The organism is Ralstonia edaphi, assembly GCF_958350185.1.
GTDB lineage: Bacteria > Pseudomonadota > Gammaproteobacteria > Burkholderiales > Burkholderiaceae > Ralstonia > Ralstonia edaphi.
On record NZ_CATWHI010000003.1, the window covers coordinates 265,203 to 280,036 of the forward strand.

The window sequence follows — 14,834 nt, forward strand, 5'->3', positions numbered from 1 at the left end:
CTCAGTGCAGCAGGGTGACGACGTTGGCCAGGGCGCCCTGCAGCACGTTGGAAAGATTCAGTTGACGGAACTGCGGCAGGCTGTTGACCGCTGCGTTGATGGTCGTCACGGCTTGCAGCGTCTGGTTGTTCAGACTGTTCTGGATGACCGTGGCCGCTGCAGCCGCGCCGGCGGCCACATCGGGCGGCGCGACATTGTTGGGCCCGTTCTGCACGAGGTTGACCGTATTGACCACCGAGGCCAGTTGCTGCGCCTGCGTGGCCGTCATGCGCGCCACATCGGGGATGTTGACCGATGCGCTCGCCATCAGATCGCCGTTGACGTAGACCGCGCGGTCGATGCCGAACGAAATGTGCAGCCCCGCGAGCGAGGGCACATCGAACCCGCCGCGCATGTCGTCGAGCTTGTCTTCGGACACGGCGTGCCAGGCATGGACCGGATTGTTGTCCATGCTGTCCATGCCGGCCGCATACGCATGCCCGGCCGCAGCCAGCGCGAGCCATCCCGCAGCCCGCGCCACCTTGCCAAACCGCTTCATGATGTCCTCCTGCCCGGCCACCGCAGGGCCACGCGCACACGATTCAGAAGTCGGACGGACCATGCTTGGGAACGACGATGTTTCCCAGGCCGCTGCGGTCCATGCCTTCCTCCAGCGGCGCACGCGGTGCCACGCGCCAGTCCGATGAAGCGTTGAACGTCGCCCCCGCCTCGCGGTTGTGGACGACGAACAGCAAATGGTTGTCCCACATGCTCTCGAAGCTCGCACGCGGAATCGCACGCGTGCCCATGGCCGGATCGCCCACGAGCACGCGCCCTTCCTGCACGCCCTTGACCACCACGAAGTGGTGATAGCCGTTCTCGGTCAACAGCACGATGGCCGGCAAGTGGGCGTCCTTCAATGCATCCAGCGGCTGCTCGAAACCGTCGGCCTCAAAGCCCAGAGAGGCCAGATAGCGTTTGATGTCGAGCAGCGAAAAGCCTTCTCGCCGGATCTTCTCCTGATTGCCATGCTCGTACATGGCCTGGAACACGGTCTGCTCGCTCACCGGGTAGCCGTACTGATACGTGAGCAGCGTCGCCACCGCGGCCGACCCGCAACTGAAGTCGAAACGCTGATGCACGGTGCGCAGGTAGCGCGCGGCCTTCATGCTCGTCACCGGCACGGCATAGGTGCCGCCGCCCGTGCCGAGCATGTCGATCGCGCCCGCCCACGCAGGCCCGCACGCCAGCGCCATCAGCACCGCACCCAACGTCTTGCGCATCATTCCGTCCTTCACAAGCTCAAGGCCGGAACTGCACGTTGACGATGGTGGCGTTCTGGATCAGCACGTTCGCTCCGCTGTTCTGGATGACCGTGGGGATCCCGCTGGCATTGGCAAACGAGCCGTCGCGCACGATGTTCGACCCCGTCGCCACGTTGACGGCGGCGTTGTCGCTCACGGTGCCCGACAGGCGCGCGTCATTGACGGTCTGGTAGAGATCCTGCGTGCCGCCGCGATAACTGTCGAGCCGATCGGCGCCCACCGCATGACCGAACCCAGGCACCGACACGGCCGCGGCGACCGGGGGACGCACCGCTTCCGTGTCGGCGACCTGCGCACCGTCTGCGATCGGCACATCGTCCGACGCCATCGTTGCTGCCGCTGGCCACACTGCCAGGCCGCATGCCAACCACCATGCCGCCCATCCTGCTGTGGTTCTTCTGTCGGATCGCATCGAAAGTCTCCTATACGCTCCAACTGCGGGCCGGACCACGGATGCAGTCCGGCCCTCTCCACCGCCATACGTGCAACGTCACCGCACGCGCGGCGGCACTTCCCCGCTCATGCCTGATACCGGGCTACTTGCCGACATTCAGGTTGGCCTGCACGTTGATGCTTTGCTGGATGAGGGACGCGAAGCCGCTGTTCTGGTTCGCCACCATCACGCCTGCTGCAGACTGGCCCACGCTGGTCATGGCGTTGGACATGTTGAACGTGCCTGCGTCCACCATGACCGTGCCGCCGGCACCGCCCGTGCCACCCACCGCGCCGTTGCCGACGCCGCCGTTGCCAACGCCACCTGCGCCGCCGGCCGCACCGACTGCGCCCACAGCGCCATTGCCCGCTGTGGACGACGCTGCGCCGTTGGTCGCGCTGCCATTGGTCGCGCTGCCGCCTGCGCCGCCGTTGCCTGCCACGTTGGTCGCTGCGCCGCCAGCAGCTCCGGCCCCGCCCGTGCTCGTGCCCGTGGCAGCGCTCGTGCCCGTGCCCGCACCGGCCGATGCCGTCGACGTGCCGCTGGTGGTAGCGCCTCCAGCGCCGCCTGCCCCGCCTGCCGAGGCACTGCCGCCGCCGGTGGCCGAGCCGCTGCCGCGATGACGGTTAGCATCGCCGCCGCTGGCGCTGGACGTGCCGCCTGCCCCGCCGCCACCGCCGCCCGCTGCGCTCGTGCTACCCGCCGCGCCGCCAAGACCCGCGCCCAGGCTGGCAGACAGCGTGCCGGAGCTGCCGCCGTTACCGCCACCGCCCGCATCGCCGCCGGCAGCTCCACCGTTGCCGCCGTTGCCCGCCACGGCCCCGCCGTTGGTTGCGCTGCCATGCGTCACGCTGCCCGAGCTGCCACCAGCGCCGCCGCTGCCGCCCGCACCGCCCGCGCCACCGTTGCCGCCAGCCCCTGCGCCGCCGTAGCCGTATCCGCCACGTCCTCCAGCCCCGCCATTGGCCGAACCGCCATTGTTGGTGGCGACATTGCCGATGCCCGACACGCTGATGTTGGTGACGGTGCCGTCCAGCTTGGAGACGGCAATCGCCTTGCTGGTGTTGAAGGAGTTGGTGAATGTTGCCGTTGCCATGCCGCCGTTGTTGGCAGCGGCGGTTCCATAGCCGTCAGCATTGGCCCAGCCGCTGTTGTCGCGGTTGCTGCCCTGGCTTTGGTTGTTGTGCTGATTCGAGTTGTCGGTTGCCGTTGTCGTTGTGGTGGTTGCGGTGTTCGTCGTCGTGTCTGTGCTGGTATTGGTTCTGGTGATGGTCGACGTGTTGGTTTGGGTCTTGTCACCCGCGCCGGACGCCGTATTCCCGATATCGGCCAATGCAACGCCAGAGACCCCCAATCCCATGGCGATCGCGGTGGCCAGTAAGGTCTTCTTCATAACGCACTCCATAAAGGTGAGAGGGACGGCTGGAAACGCAGCCAGTCAGGCCGGCGCGCTCTGCCTGTGGGAACAACATGACCCACCCCGGGGCGGCTCGTTTGCATAATCGGTGCCAACTTCCGGGCCCGCCCGACACCGCGGTTCTAAGCAATTGAAAACGCAAAAGTTTCACCGGAACGCGCGCACATAAGCGCGGGCCGTGCCGCGCAATCGTGTCGAGATGTGCAACGTTTGAGGGGTTGTTTGGGCCCTTCCGGTTGCAGCGCCGATACAACGCCATGGAACGCACGGCGGCCATGGCATGCATGACCTTCGCGCCAAGACGCAAACCACACGGACGGATGGGCGCAGCGCCGGTGTTTGAGACAGGCGATTGGCTGGGTGTTTCAGGCGTGATACATCGGCGCATCGGCGCTCACATTGCATGAGCGGCAGCCCTGCGCCGACAGAGCATCCCGTGGCGCACGTTGCGTCGGGTTGCGTGTCTCGACGACGTTTGTATCGCGAGCTGGGGGCCTCTTGCGGCCGCTCGGCTGCGAGCGCCCCCTATCAGCAAGACGCATGCGGGAAACGTGTCTCGGTTTTTACCTCGCGGCTTGCCCCGGGCAGGCAAACAAAATTGCGCGCGGCAAGCATCGTCATGGCAACGAAAAGCCGCGCGCAACCGGTTCGCATTTCAACTGCGAAACTGCGAGCTCGCTTCAGGCCGTGGCGGCCACCGTCAGCTTGAGCTCTTCGATCATGCGATCGCGCATGACGAACTTCTGCACCTTGCCCGTCACCGTCATCGGCATCTCGGTGACGAAGCGGATGTAGCGCGGAATCTTGTAGTGCGCGATCTGGCCCTGGCAGAACGTACGGATTTCGTCTTCCGTGGCCTGCTGGCCGGGCTTGAGGACGATCCACGCGCAGACCTCTTCGCCGTACTTCGGGTCGGGCACGCCAAACACGTTGACGGCCTGCACCTTCGGATGCCGGAAGAGGAATTCTTCGATCTCGCGCGGGTAAACGTTCTCGCCACCGCGGATCAGCATGTCCTTCACGCGGCCGACGATGTTGCAGTAGCCCTCGGCATCGAACGTTGCCAGATCGCCCGTGCGCATCCAGCCGTCGTGGATGGCGTCGGCGGTCTTGGCCTCGTCGTCCCAGTAGCCGAGCATGACCGAATAGCCCTTGGTGCACAGCTCGCCCTTCTCGCCCACCGGCACCACCTCGCCCGCACCGTCCACGAGCTTGACCTGCAGATGCGGCTGGATGCGGCCGACCGTGGTCACGCGCTTGTCGAGCGGATCGGTCACGGCGCTCTGGAAGGAGACGGGACTCGTTTCCGTCATGCCGTATGCGATGGTGACCTCGCGCAGGTTCAGCTCCGACACGACGCGCTTCATCACCTCGATGGGGCACGGCGATCCGGCCATGATGCCGCCGCGCAGGGTGGATACGTCAAAGCTCTTGAAGTCCGGATGTTCGAGCTGCGCGATGAACATGGTCGGCACGCCGTGCAGTTGCGTGCAGCGCTCTCCCGCCACCGTGCGCAGCGTGGCCAGCGGATCGAATGCTTCGCCCGGGAACACCATGCACGCGCCCGTGGCCGTGCAGGTCAGCACCGACATGACCATGCCGAAGCAGTGATACAGCGGCACCGGAATGCACAGCCGATCGCCGCCGCGCAGGTTCATCGCCATGGCAACGAAGCGCGCGTTGTTGACGACGTTCACATGCGTGAGCGTGGCGCCCTTGGGCGCGCCGGTCGTGCCGCTGGTGAACTGGATGTTGATGGCGTCGTCGGGCGAGAGCGTGGCCGTGATGGCATCGAGCGCATCAATGGGTACGCTTTTTCCGCGCGCGATCACCTCGGCAAAGTTGAGCATGCCCGGCGTATTGGCTTCGCCCATCCGGATGACCCAGCGCAGCGCAGGCAGCTTGGCCGCGTTCAACGCGCCCGGTTGCGCGGTCGCCAGTTCGGGCGCGAGCGTCTGCAGCATTTCCAGGTAGCGCGAAGTCTTGAACGCTTCGGCCGCCACGATGGCCTTGCAGCCGACCTTGTTGAGCGCGTATTCCAGCTCTGAAAGCCGATACGCAGGGTTGATGTTGACGAGGATGAGCCCGAGGCGCGCCGTCGCGAACTGCGTGAGCACCCATTCGACGCGGTTGGGCGACCAGATGCCGATGCGGTCACCCCGCTCGAGCCCCAGCGCGTGCAGGCCGGCGGCCAGCGCATCGACCTGTTCGGCAAAGGCGCGCCACGTCCAGCGCACGTTCTGCTCGCGGAACACCACCGCCTCGTCGTCAGGGCAGCGGCGCACCGTGTCGGCCAGCAACGCCGAGACCGTCACGTGTGCGAGCGGCACCGACGTATCGCCCACCACATACGACGCACCGTTGCGCGGTCGCGCGTCGAAAACCTCACCAGCCATGGATGTCTCCTCCAATCAACGTTGGCCTTTTTGGGGCCTTGTTCTGAATGATTTGTAACCACTGCTTCAAACGCAATTTGACGCAGGTTGACGTATTTGGCAATCCGTTGCCCGACGAACAATGACGCGGAACAATTGCTGCGCTGCAGCAGCAAAAATCGGTGGGCGTCGTCTTCAACGCGCTAACATGCCGGCCTGATGTTTTGCGCTTTCTTGCTCGTAGGGAATGACGATGATCGTAGTAGTGATGGGTGTTTCGGGTTGCGGCAAATCCACGGTGGGCCGGAAGATCGCCGAGCGGCTGGGCTGCGCTTTCCGTGATGGCGACGAGTTCCACTCCGAGGCCAACCGCGCCAAGATGCACGCCGGCATTCCCCTGAACGACGACGACCGCAAGCCGTGGCTCGAATCCATCCGCGCCTACATGGACGAGAAGACAAGCAACGGGCAATCGCTGGTGGTGGCGTGCTCTGCGCTGAAGCAGCGCTACCGCGACGTGCTGCGCGGCCCCGCCGGCAACGCTGAATTCGTCTATCTGAAGGGCGATTTCGATCTGCTGCAAGGCCGCCTTGCTGCACGGAAAGACCACTTCTTCAACCCGAACCTGCTGCGCAGCCAGTTCGACGCACTGGAAGAGCCGACCGACGCCGTCGTCGTCGACATCGCGCTGCCGCCCGAAGCCATCGTCGACGAGGCTGTCGCGCAACTGCAGGCACGCGCCGCGCACCGCCCGGCCGCCTGAACCTGCCCGATCAGCGCTAGCTGCGCGTAAGTTGCTGCAACACGGCCTGCACCTCGCCGTTGCACACGCGGCTCATGCGCTCCTGCTCACGCGGCGTATCGATCTGCTCGTGCGCCTGAAGCCCCAGTTCGATCAGCGATTGCGCACGCGGCAGCCAATGGCGCGTGAGCGCTGCCTGCAAATCGGCGGCAATGCGGTCAGGGTCTCCAAAGTAGAGCCGGCCGCCGTATTCGCTCTCGATCTCCTTGCGGATGACCTCGGCAGCGTGCGGCAGCACGGCGCGGTTGACGGCCACATGCCGCAATTCGTGCTCGCGGATGGCGTTGTACGCGCACGTGCCCGGCGCAAATTCGCGCGCGACGGTCACCCGAAAATTGTTCAGCACCAGCTCCACCGAAATGGACGGCCGCAGGCAGGTCGTGGCCGGCTGCGTGGCGATCGCCATGTATCGGCTCGTCACGTCGAAGCGCGCCAGCAGCGTCGCATACGTCTTGCCCAGCACGCGCGCTGAGCGATCGTACGGTGGCGCTTCGGCAGTGAGCTGCTCGACCGAGCGGTCGTTGGAAAAGGACAGCGGCGTTTCGGTGGCACGCACCTCCACGCGCATCGGGCCCAACGCCTGGTCGCACGCCTTGAGCCAGTGCGATTTGTTGGCATTGAAGGCGTGGGCGCCCGTTGTTCCGGTCGCGGCCACGACGTTTTCGATCGGCGCAAAGCGCACATCCGCCAGCCTCAGCCGATGCAGCCGACTCCACTGCCAGGCACCGGCCGCCACGGCCAGCACCACACCCAATACCACCACCCGACGCATGCTGGGCTCCCCGTTTGCGCATCCCGACCGGGCTACGCAGGGGCGCCGGTTGGGTCATGCCGGTGTCAGTTCCACCGGTTCTCGGTTCTCATGCTGGGCGGCAACCAGTCGCCTGATCTGCTCGCCCGATCGTTTGAGCGCTACGCGCGCCTCTGGAAGGAAAGGATAGAAGATCGGCCACACGTGCGGAAGCCGCCGCCCCATTTCTACCGAAACGGATACCCCGGCCGCCCGCGCGCGCTCGGCCATTCGGAGGGTATCGTCGCGCAGCACTTCGCTCGTGCTGACATAGCAGTGCAGCGTGGGCAAGCCCGTGAAATCGGCATACAGCGGCGAGGCGAGCGGATGATCCGTCGGTGCGCCCGAATCACCCAGGTACAACGCGGCCCCGTGCGCCATCCATGCGCCGCGAAACATCACGTCGGATTCATCGTTGTCGATCAGGCTTTGGCCGGTGGCGGCAAGATCCGTCCACGGCGAATACAGCACGGCGCCGGCCGGCAGCGGATCCGCCGCATCGCGCAAGGCCACTAGGAGCGCCAACGCCAGTCCGCCGCCAGCGGAATCGCCCGCCACGACAATGCGCGATGGGGGGACGCCTTGCGCCAGCAGCGTGCGATACGTCAACAGCGCATCTTCCACCGGGGCTGGAAAGGGATGTTCAGGTGCCAACCGGTAGTCCGGCACGCACACACGCGCCCGCGCATGCGTGGCGAGCCCAATGGTGATCGGGCGGTGGGTGCGCGGGCTGCAGAAAAAGTAGCCGCCGCCATGCAGGTAAAGCACGACCGGCGCGTCGTCGTGCAGGTCCGGATCGGCGGGTTCGATCCATTCGCCGGTGAGGCCATCGCCGTGGGCTCCAATGGCCGGCACGATGCGCCAGTCCGGCGGCAGCTCCACCGGCAAAGGCATCTTGCGCTTCTCGGCATGCAGGCGCGTGGCGATGGGATCGAAGGGCTCCCGCTCGGTCGGCTTCTTGACCTGGTTGCGCACCATTCGTGAGACGACCCAGTTCTGCCAGCTCATCGCGCAACCCTCCGCTGCAAAACCCGAGCCTAGCGAGGAAGCACTGCCCAGACAATCGGTTCCCGCCCTGTTTTGGCGCGAGTGTCCCCATCGGGCAACGCCCGGATGGCCTGGCCCTTACTTGCCCCGGCACATGACAAACAATCTATAAATTTATATATTATTGGAATCTAGATTGTCTTCCGCCCCGCGCCCTTTTTTCCCATGTCGATCGACTTCGCACATTTCACTCCCGGCGCTGCCCTCGTCGGCGGCCTGATCATCGGGCTGGCGGCAGCCGTGCTGGTGCTGGGCGCAGGCCGCATTGCCGGCATCAGCGGCATCGTCGGTGGGCTGCTGCTGCGCCCGCGCGGCGATATGGACTGGCGCATCGCCTTCCTGGTCGGCTTGATGGGCGCACCGGTGATTGCCGCACTGCTCGGCCACCCCGTAGTTCCGGAAATCGTCGCCGGTTGGGGCGAAGTGTTGGCGGCCGGGTTCCTGGTCGGCATCGGAACGCGCTACGCAGGCGGCTGCACCAGCGGTCACGGCGTGTGCGGGTTGTCGCGCGGCTCGGTGCGCTCGCTGGTGGCCACGCTCACCTTCATGACGGCCGGCATCGCGACCGTGTACGTGGTGCGCCACGTGGTCGGAGGCTGACATGGCCATCGTGATCGCGCTCGTTGCGGGCCTGCTGTTTGGCGCGGGGCTCATCGTGTCGGGCATGGCCAATCCGGCCAAGGTGCTCGGCTTTCTCGACCTGTTCGGTCAGTGGGACCCTTCATTGGCGTTCGTGATGGCCGGAGCCATTGCCGTCGGCACGATTGCCTTTTTTGTGGCGCGGCGGCGCGGCCATTCATGGCTGGGCACGCTGATCCAGTTGCCGTCAGCCACTGGCGTGACGACGCGGCTCGTGCTCGGCAGCGCCGTCTTCGGCATCGGCTGGGGACTGGCCGGTTTCTGCCCGGGCCCGGCATTGGTGGCGCTGGGCGCGGGCGTGCCAAAGGCTGTCGGCTTTGTCGCCGCCATGCTGGCGGGCATGGCCGTCTTCACGTGGCTGCAACGCAAGCGCTAGCCAGGCGGCACTGCCGCATATCAACCACAACAAACCTACAGGGGACAACATGACGCTCCGCACACTCGGCGCTGCATTGGCGCTGGCCATCGGCACATCCGCATTTGCACAAACAACGCCGGCGACGCTGCCGGTACCGGACGAAGCCACCATCCCCGCCGGCCCCATGGGCGACGCCATCAAGCGCGGCAAGCTGATCCTCACCGACACCAAGCGCCAGCTGCCGCACAACGTCGGCAACGGCCTGAACTGCACGAGCTGCCACCTCAATGGCGGCACGACGCCCTACGCATCACCATGGGTGGGGCTGACTGCCGCGTTTCCGGAGTACCGCTCGCGCAGCGGCGCGGTCATCTCGCTGCAGCAGCGCGTGAATGATTGCTTCCAGCGCTCGATGAACGGCAAGCCCATCGCCTTCGATGGCGAAGACATGAACGCCATCCTCGCCTACATGAAATGGCTCTCCAGCGGCGTGCCCGTGGGCACCAACGTGACAGGGCGCGGCTTTGAAAAGATCGACACCGCGCTCGCGCCCAACCGCGACAACGGCAAAACCGTCTACGCCCAGCGCTGCGCTGCCTGCCATGGCGTCGAGGGCCAGGGGCTGCCCAACCCGCAAGGCGGCTACCTGATGCCGCCGCTATGGGGCAAGGATTCGTTCAACGTGGGCGCGGGCATGGCGCGCATGTATACCGCCGCGGCCTTCGTGAAGCACAACATGCCGCTGGGTCAGGGCGGCACGCTGACCGCGCAGGAGGCCGTGGACGTGGCAGCCTTCTTTACCCAGCAGCCCCGCCCCGACTATGCCGCTCGCGCCAAGGACTGGCCCAAGGGCGACAAGCCCAAAGACGCGCGCTGAGCGCCGCCAGCCTTAAAACAAAAAGCCTGCGACGCAACCGCCGCAGGCTTTTTGCTTTCGCACTTCGGGGCGTTGAACGCCCTCGCAGTGCTTTCCCCGTTCAATCCTGATCAGTTGACCTTCAGCTGACCGCCGCGGCCCAGGCCGCCCTTGACGTCTTGCGCCTTGTAGCTGCGCAGCGCGACGACCATCTTGTTCCATGCGTCGATAAAGGCGACCACCGTGGCCTTGCCTTCCGGCGTCGCCGAGAAGCCCGCCAGGCCACCGCCCACGCCACCGCCAAAACCGGCCAGCACGGCGCCGTAGTTCGTCGCGGTCGAGCTGCCTTCGGCGGCGGCGATCTGCACGGCCGAGCGCACGTCGAACAGGGTCAGCGTCACGACCGAAGCCTTCGACTTTACGCTGCCGGCCAGCGCGGCGATGGCGCTGTTGCCCAGCAGGCCGCCCACGGCACCTGCCACCCCGCCGATCGGCGAGTCGTTGATGATGATCTGCGGCTCCATGTAGTAATCAGCCGCCACGCGCTGACCCTTCTGCTGCTTCGAGCCGGCGCGGTATTCGCCGGAGTTGCGCTGCAGATCGGTGATGCGCGACAGGCGCGCGTCCGTCTTCTGGTTGCCGATCGACGTGATCACGAAGCAGTTCGATTGCTGCACGGCCATGCGCAACAGCGGATCGATCGTCGTCACCTTGGTGGCGCTGCCGAACTGGCCGTACCAGTCGGCGTTGCGGCCGTCGTCCATGGCGATGGTGCCCAGCGGCGAGGCGCAGCGCTCGAGCGTCGGGTCGGCGCCCACGCTGGAGCCGCCGGCCGCGGCGCCGCTCACGCCGGCGTTCTGGCCGCCCGGAGTGACCATGCCGCCGCCTGCGCAGGCGGTCAGGGAAGCGGTGATCAGTGCTACGCCTGCGGCCTTGGCAGTGCGGCTGAGAAGATTGGTGTTCATATTGTTGTGTGGCTCACATTGAGTCGATGTTCGGCTTATGCGTCCTGCGACTCAATAAGCCCCCCTTGATCAGGCGTGCGAGGTGTGCAACAGGCTTTCCCCCTCCCCGAACTGCCTTGAAACGCTTTGAAACGGATGACTGCGGCGTCTGCTCAATACCAGTACCAGCTCGTCTGACGCCAGACGCCGAGGTACGGATAGCCCGAATACCAATAGCCGTAATAGGTGCTGCGCCATTGCGCGCGCCACTTGTAGTCGTCTTCGTCGGATTTCTTGGCGGCGCGGGCTTGCTCAAGCAGCTTCTTCGATTCCTTGTCGCCGCGGCTCACGGCAATCGAGAGCCATTTTTCGGCTTCGCGCGGGTCGGAGCCCATCTCTTCCAGCCCGAACAGGTAGAACGCGCCGAGCGCCTTCTGCGCCTGCAGGTTGCCGTGCTCGGCCGCCTCGCGCATCCAGTTCAGTGCCTGGTAGCTGTCCTGGCGGACGCCGTCGCCGCGGAAATAGCGCAGACCCAGGTCGTAGGCGGCCTTCGGCTCTCGCTTGGCAACTTCCTTGAGGGCGGTCATGCGCGGATCTTCGTCGGGGATATTCGCCTGGTCAAACGACACCTGGGCTTTCGGCCGATCGGCACAGCCGCGGTCGTCGCATACCCGCACCACATCGCTGGGCGGCTGCGGCTGGGCACACGCGGCCAGCAGTGACACGACCCCCAACATCAGCAAACGATTCCGCATTCGCCTGACCCTCTTTTTATTGTTGCTGTTGATTGGAGAGAAAGTCCGTTGAGCGCCTGGCGAGTGCCGGTCGTTTTTTGCGATCCCGTTCGCAAAACCGGCGCCGCCAGATCGGCCGCACAATGCTTTCCCTTCCGCGTCCCCGCACGGTGTGCGGGCACATGATATAGATCGGTCTACTTTAGCGGGAAGCCGGCGCCGTTGTGTTATCAAAGCGTAAAGCTGACATGGCAACAACACTTTGCGGCCAATCGGGTTCGGGGCAGATCCCCCAAGGTCGCAACAAAGCGCCGATGCTAAGATGCGGCACAGCAATCAAGAGAGGTGGCAATGCGCGCAAGCAAGCGCCAACAGGTGGTGGACAAGGCCGGCGAGCTGTTTTCCCAGCACGGCTTTCACCCCGTGGGCGTCGATTGGATCATCGATGAGTCGGGCGTTGCTCGTATGACGCTGTACCGCCACTTCGCCGGCAAGGAAGATCTGATCAAGGAAGTGCTGGAGCAGCGCTATACGTTCGTCATGGGCAGCATTGCAGAGAAGCTCAGCCCCATGCCCGACGCCACCGCCCGCCTCAAGGGCATCTTCGACTGGTACGGCACGTGGTTCCGCACCCCCGAGTTTGCGGGCTGCCTGTTCGAACGCGCGCTGGCGGAGTTTGGCGCCACCTGCCCCAAGGTGACCGACGTGGCGGTGCGCTACCGCGACGATCTGCTCGCCATGATGGAAACGCTGCTCAGGGATGTGGTGCCCGCCAAGACGGCACGGCAACTTGCGGGGGTCTACGTGATGCTGCTGTCGGGCGCCACGGCCGACGCCCGCGCGATCGGCGATCCGTCCGCCGCGTCGCAAGCCTGGCACGCCGCCGAAACCCTGCTGAACCAGGCCAGGGCCGCCACGGAAGCGGTCTGATCCCGCCGCGCAAGCTACCAGCCGCGCTGCACCCGACGCGCAATCATCGACGGCAACCGCAGCATGCCCTCCGCCGTCAGGCGCAGATGCATCCCGAAGAGCAGGACGTTGTCCCGCAGATACCGGAAATGCGAGACGCCGCCCTCGTGCGCACGGAAGTAGCGCACCGGCGCCGCCAGCCGGATCGGGCGCACGCCCGCCCAACATAGGCGCACCGCCGCTTCCGGATCGAAATCGAAACCGCGCATCCATGTGTGCCGACGCATGATCTCCGCGAGCGGCGCTATCGGATAGACGCGAAAGCCGAACAACGTATCGCCAATACCGGCCCACAGGGTCTCAATGTCTGCGCAGCCATTGGAGAGGCGCCGGCCGTGCACGCGAATCTGCGGCGCCGTCGCGTCGAACACCGGTTGGCCGAGGATCATCGCGTCAGGCGCAGCCTGCGAAGCGGCCATGAATTCGGGGATGAGGTCTGCGGGATGCTGACCATCGGCGTCCATGGTCAGCACGTAGGAAAAGCCTGCCGAGGCAGCGGCTTCCAGCCCGGCCAGCACGGCCACGCCTTTGCCGCGATTGCGCGGCAGCACGATCACGCGCAGCCCCGGGTCTTGCGCGGCCATGGCCTGCAGGCGTTCGGTGCTGCCGTCGGTGCTGCCGTCTGCCACGACCCAGACAGGGTTCCACTGCGCACGCGCGCTGCGTACGGTGTCGTCAACCTTGGGGCCAGGGTTGTAGCTGGGAATCAGAACGAGGTGCGTGGTGGAAGCGCCGGTCATCGGCATGGCGTCGGTCCGGCCAAACGTTGAAAGCGGAATGCGTCGGGCGCTGGCGCGAGCCTATCGCGTGCGGTGCGCTGCCACGTAGGCCGCGAGTGAGCCCAGCGAGGCGAAGATCTTCTGGTTGTCGGGATCGCCCGAGCGCAGCTCGAAGCCGTATTTCTTGGAGATCAGCAGCGCAACTTCGAGGATATCGATGGAATCGAGCCCGAACCCTTCGCCATACAGCGGTGTGTCGGCGGTCAGGGCATCGAGTTGAATGTCTTCGAGATTCAGTTCGCCGATCATGAGCGCGGCGAGCTCTTTTTCCAGGTCGTTCATCGGTCTTGCAACCACAGGCGGCATGCGGTGGGGATTGCGGCAGAGCCAACGACGATCTCCTTGCCCGAAGCCCCTGCCTTGTCCAGCCCAGCCTGTGAAAGGGGGTCGTTTAAGCTAGGCGGATTCTAGACGAAGGGTCACACCCCGTATAGCGCGAAACCGTGACAAAGACCGCATATCGCGACGATGACACGAAGTGACGCAAACGATTCAACGGCTTGCCCGGCACCGCAAAGCGGCAAGGGGCACGCGGAAGGCTCTGTCAAGCGCCGTACATCCGGTTACAAACACATCGCCAAGGGATCCGGCAAGACAGGCCCGCGGCCCTAGAATGTGCCCGCCCCATGATCGATTTGCCCGCTCACTGACAACCATGCAGTGCCACTCCTGCCACCTCGTCCCGCCATGCACCCACTGACCAGCTTTGCGCGCGGCGCTGCCGGCGTGGGCGCCGTGGTGGCGTATCAGGCCGGCGCGCACTACGCAGCAGCCACGCCGGGCGCGCATGGCGTGGGCCTTGCGATGGCGCTGGTGCCGCCGCTGGCAGTTGCGCTGGTGGCAGCCGCACGTTCGACGCATCGCACATGGCTGGTGCCGCTGTGGCTGCTCGTCTGTGGAGTGCTGTGGATGGTGCGCGCGTCGCTGGCCATGCATTTCGACTGGGGCCTGTACGCAGAACATGCAAGCTTCAACCTGATGATGGCCTACGTGTTCGGCCGCACGCTGGTGGCGGGGCGCGAGCCGCTGTGCACGCGCTTTGCCCACATCGTGCACGGCACGCTCACGCCGCGCATTGCGCGCTACTCGCGGCAGGTCACGCTCGCATGGACGCTGTTCTTCCTCGCAACCGCGGCCGTGTCCACCGTGTTGTTTGCCACGGCATCGACCGTAACGTGGTCGACGTTCGCGAACTACCTTTCGCTGCCGTTGGTGGGCATGATGTTCGTGGCGGAATACCTCTGCCGCCGCATCGTGCTGCGCGGCGAGCCGCGCTCCAGCCTGTTCGATGCGGTACGCGCCTATCGGCAATCGCAGCAATCGGGGCACGCCACACCCATCGCCACAGAGCGGTCCCGCTGAACCCACACGCCTCAAGATTTGCTTC

General features: G+C 65.5%; 17 protein-coding genes. 6 read left to right on the forward strand and 11 right to left on the reverse strand.

The window, feature by feature from the left end; translation table 11 throughout:
- Position 1: 1 nt before the first annotated feature.
- The 5 genes from R2669_RS11615 to R2669_RS11635 form a co-directional block, all read right to left on the reverse strand.
- The gene (locus R2669_RS11615) at positions 2 to 538 is read right to left on the reverse strand and encodes a hypothetical protein (RefSeq protein ID WP_316900221.1); all 537 of its coding nucleotides are present in this window, start codon (positions 536 to 538) and stop codon (positions 2 to 4) included.
- A 43-nt stretch (positions 539 to 581) separates the two neighbouring features.
- A complete protein-coding gene (locus R2669_RS11620) occupies positions 582 to 1,265 on the reverse strand; it encodes a C39 family peptidase (protein WP_062739083.1) in 684 nt (227 codons plus the stop codon).
- A 16-nt stretch (positions 1,266 to 1,281) separates the two neighbouring features.
- Positions 1,282 to 1,716 (reverse strand): hypothetical protein, encoded by a 435-nt coding sequence (locus tag R2669_RS11625; RefSeq protein ID WP_316900223.1) that lies wholly within the window; start codon positions 1,714 to 1,716, stop codon positions 1,282 to 1,284.
- Positions 1,717 to 1,840: 124 nt separating this feature from the next.
- On the reverse strand, positions 1,841 to 3,130 hold the full coding sequence (locus R2669_RS11630; RefSeq protein ID WP_316900225.1) for a hypothetical protein: 1,290 nt from the start codon (positions 3,128 to 3,130) through the stop codon (positions 1,841 to 1,843).
- 704 nt (positions 3,131 to 3,834) lie between these two features.
- Positions 3,835 to 5,550 carry an AMP-binding protein gene (locus R2669_RS11635; protein WP_316900227.1) on the reverse strand — a complete coding sequence of 572 codons (1,716 nt, stop codon included), beginning with the start codon at positions 5,548 to 5,550 and terminating at the stop codon, positions 3,835 to 3,837.
- 232 nt (positions 5,551 to 5,782) lie between these two features.
- Here R2669_RS11635 and R2669_RS11640 point away from each other — a divergent pair, with 232 nt between their 5' ends.
- Positions 5,783 to 6,292, forward strand: coding sequence for a gluconokinase (locus tag R2669_RS11640; RefSeq protein ID WP_316900855.1), 510 nt, complete (start codon positions 5,783 to 5,785; stop codon positions 6,290 to 6,292).
- A 16-nt stretch (positions 6,293 to 6,308) separates the two neighbouring features.
- On the opposite strand, the gene R2669_RS11645 is transcribed toward R2669_RS11640, so the two are convergent.
- Positions 6,309 to 7,103 carry a hypothetical protein gene (locus tag R2669_RS11645; RefSeq protein ID WP_316900229.1) on the reverse strand — a complete coding sequence of 265 codons (795 nt, stop codon included), beginning with the start codon at positions 7,101 to 7,103 and terminating at the stop codon, positions 6,309 to 6,311.
- Positions 7,104 to 7,157: 54 nt separating this feature from the next.
- Positions 7,158 to 8,129 (reverse strand): alpha/beta hydrolase, encoded by a 972-nt coding sequence (locus tag R2669_RS11650; protein WP_316877228.1) that lies wholly within the window; start codon positions 8,127 to 8,129, stop codon positions 7,158 to 7,160.
- A gap of 204 nt (positions 8,130 to 8,333) precedes the next feature.
- Here R2669_RS11650 and R2669_RS11655 point away from each other — a divergent pair, with 204 nt between their 5' ends.
- The 3 genes from R2669_RS11655 to R2669_RS11665 are packed head-to-tail and all read left to right on the forward strand — an operon-like array spanning position 8,334 to position 10,042.
- Complete coding sequence (locus tag R2669_RS11655; RefSeq protein ID WP_316900232.1) at positions 8,334 to 8,768, forward strand: YeeE/YedE family protein; 435 nt, start codon at positions 8,334 to 8,336, stop codon at positions 8,766 to 8,768.
- A gap of 1 nt (position 8,769) precedes the next feature.
- Entirely contained in the window at positions 8,770 to 9,183 is a 414-nt protein-coding gene (locus R2669_RS11660; RefSeq protein WP_316900234.1) for a DUF6691 family protein, read from the forward strand.
- 49 nt (positions 9,184 to 9,232) lie between these two features.
- Entirely contained in the window at positions 9,233 to 10,042 is an 810-nt protein-coding gene (locus R2669_RS11665) for a c-type cytochrome (protein WP_316888619.1), read from the forward strand.
- A 110-nt stretch (positions 10,043 to 10,152) separates the two neighbouring features.
- Here the strand turns inward: R2669_RS11665 and R2669_RS11670 are convergent, their stop codons facing one another.
- Positions 10,153 to 10,986: a hypothetical protein gene (locus R2669_RS11670; RefSeq protein ID WP_147217157.1), complete on the reverse strand. Its 834-nt coding sequence runs from the start codon at positions 10,984 to 10,986 to the stop codon at positions 10,153 to 10,155.
- 152 nt (positions 10,987 to 11,138) lie between these two features.
- Complete coding sequence (locus R2669_RS11675; RefSeq protein WP_147217159.1) at positions 11,139 to 11,720, reverse strand: tetratricopeptide repeat protein; 582 nt, start codon at positions 11,718 to 11,720, stop codon at positions 11,139 to 11,141.
- A gap of 330 nt (positions 11,721 to 12,050) precedes the next feature.
- Between R2669_RS11675 and R2669_RS11680 the strand changes: the two genes are divergently transcribed.
- Positions 12,051 to 12,629, forward strand: a complete 579-nt coding sequence (locus R2669_RS11680; protein WP_316888621.1) for a TetR/AcrR family transcriptional regulator — start codon at positions 12,051 to 12,053, stop codon at positions 12,627 to 12,629.
- A 14-nt stretch (positions 12,630 to 12,643) separates the two neighbouring features.
- Here the strand turns inward: R2669_RS11680 and R2669_RS11685 are convergent, their stop codons facing one another.
- Both R2669_RS11685 and R2669_RS11690 read right to left on the reverse strand, forming a co-directional pair.
- Positions 12,644 to 13,414 carry a glycosyltransferase family 2 protein gene (locus R2669_RS11685; protein WP_147217163.1) on the reverse strand — a complete coding sequence of 257 codons (771 nt, stop codon included), beginning with the start codon at positions 13,412 to 13,414 and terminating at the stop codon, positions 12,644 to 12,646.
- Positions 13,415 to 13,468: 54 nt separating this feature from the next.
- Positions 13,469 to 13,729: a phosphopantetheine-binding protein gene (locus R2669_RS11690; RefSeq protein ID WP_147217165.1), complete on the reverse strand. Its 261-nt coding sequence runs from the start codon at positions 13,727 to 13,729 to the stop codon at positions 13,469 to 13,471.
- Positions 13,730 to 14,134: 405 nt separating this feature from the next.
- Between R2669_RS11690 and R2669_RS11695 the strand changes: the two genes are divergently transcribed.
- Entirely contained in the window at positions 14,135 to 14,809 is a 675-nt protein-coding gene (locus R2669_RS11695; RefSeq protein ID WP_316900236.1) for a COG4648 family protein, read from the forward strand.
- Positions 14,810 to 14,834: the final 25 nt, after the last annotated feature.

What these genes read in the sequence shown, in the direction of transcription:
- R2669_RS11675 (WP_147217159.1), bottom strand. Translation starts at nt 11,720, where the DNA reads ATGCGGAATCGTTTGCTGATGTTGGGGGTCGTGTCACTGCTGGCCGCG.
- R2669_RS11660 (WP_316900234.1), top strand. Translation starts at nt 8,770, where the DNA reads ATGGCCATCGTGATCGCGCTCGTTGCGGGCCTGCTGTTTGGCGCGGGG.
- R2669_RS11645 (WP_316900229.1), bottom strand. Translation starts at nt 7,103, where the DNA reads ATGCGTCGGGTGGTGGTATTGGGTGTGGTGCTGGCCGTGGCGGCCGGT.
- R2669_RS11650 (WP_316877228.1), bottom strand. Translation starts at nt 8,129, where the DNA reads ATGAGCTGGCAGAACTGGGTCGTCTCACGAATGGTGCGCAACCAGGTC.
- R2669_RS11615 (WP_316900221.1), bottom strand. Translation starts at nt 538, where the DNA reads ATGAAGCGGTTTGGCAAGGTGGCGCGGGCTGCGGGATGGCTCGCGCTG.
- R2669_RS11635 (WP_316900227.1), bottom strand. Translation starts at nt 5,550, where the DNA reads ATGGCTGGTGAGGTTTTCGACGCGCGACCGCGCAACGGTGCGTCGTAT.
- R2669_RS11680 (WP_316888621.1), top strand. Translation starts at nt 12,051, where the DNA reads ATGCGCGCAAGCAAGCGCCAACAGGTGGTGGACAAGGCCGGCGAGCTG.
- R2669_RS11630 (WP_316900225.1), bottom strand. Translation starts at nt 3,130, where the DNA reads ATGAAGAAGACCTTACTGGCCACCGCGATCGCCATGGGATTGGGGGTC.
- R2669_RS11670 (WP_147217157.1), bottom strand. Translation starts at nt 10,986, where the DNA reads ATGAACACCAATCTTCTCAGCCGCACTGCCAAGGCCGCAGGCGTAGCA.
- R2669_RS11625 (WP_316900223.1), bottom strand. Translation starts at nt 1,716, where the DNA reads ATGCGATCCGACAGAAGAACCACAGCAGGATGGGCGGCATGGTGGTTG.
- R2669_RS11655 (WP_316900232.1), top strand. Translation starts at nt 8,334, where the DNA reads ATGTCGATCGACTTCGCACATTTCACTCCCGGCGCTGCCCTCGTCGGC.
- R2669_RS11695 (WP_316900236.1), top strand. Translation starts at nt 14,135, where the DNA reads ATGCACCCACTGACCAGCTTTGCGCGCGGCGCTGCCGGCGTGGGCGCC.
- R2669_RS11690 (WP_147217165.1), bottom strand. Translation starts at nt 13,729, where the DNA reads ATGAACGACCTGGAAAAAGAGCTCGCCGCGCTCATGATCGGCGAACTG.
- R2669_RS11640 (WP_316900855.1), top strand. Translation starts at nt 5,783, where the DNA reads ATGATCGTAGTAGTGATGGGTGTTTCGGGTTGCGGCAAATCCACGGTG.
- R2669_RS11620 (WP_062739083.1), bottom strand. Translation starts at nt 1,265, where the DNA reads ATGATGCGCAAGACGTTGGGTGCGGTGCTGATGGCGCTGGCGTGCGGG.
- R2669_RS11665 (WP_316888619.1), top strand. Translation starts at nt 9,233, where the DNA reads ATGACGCTCCGCACACTCGGCGCTGCATTGGCGCTGGCCATCGGCACA.
- R2669_RS11685 (WP_147217163.1), bottom strand. Translation starts at nt 13,414, where the DNA reads ATGCCGATGACCGGCGCTTCCACCACGCACCTCGTTCTGATTCCCAGC.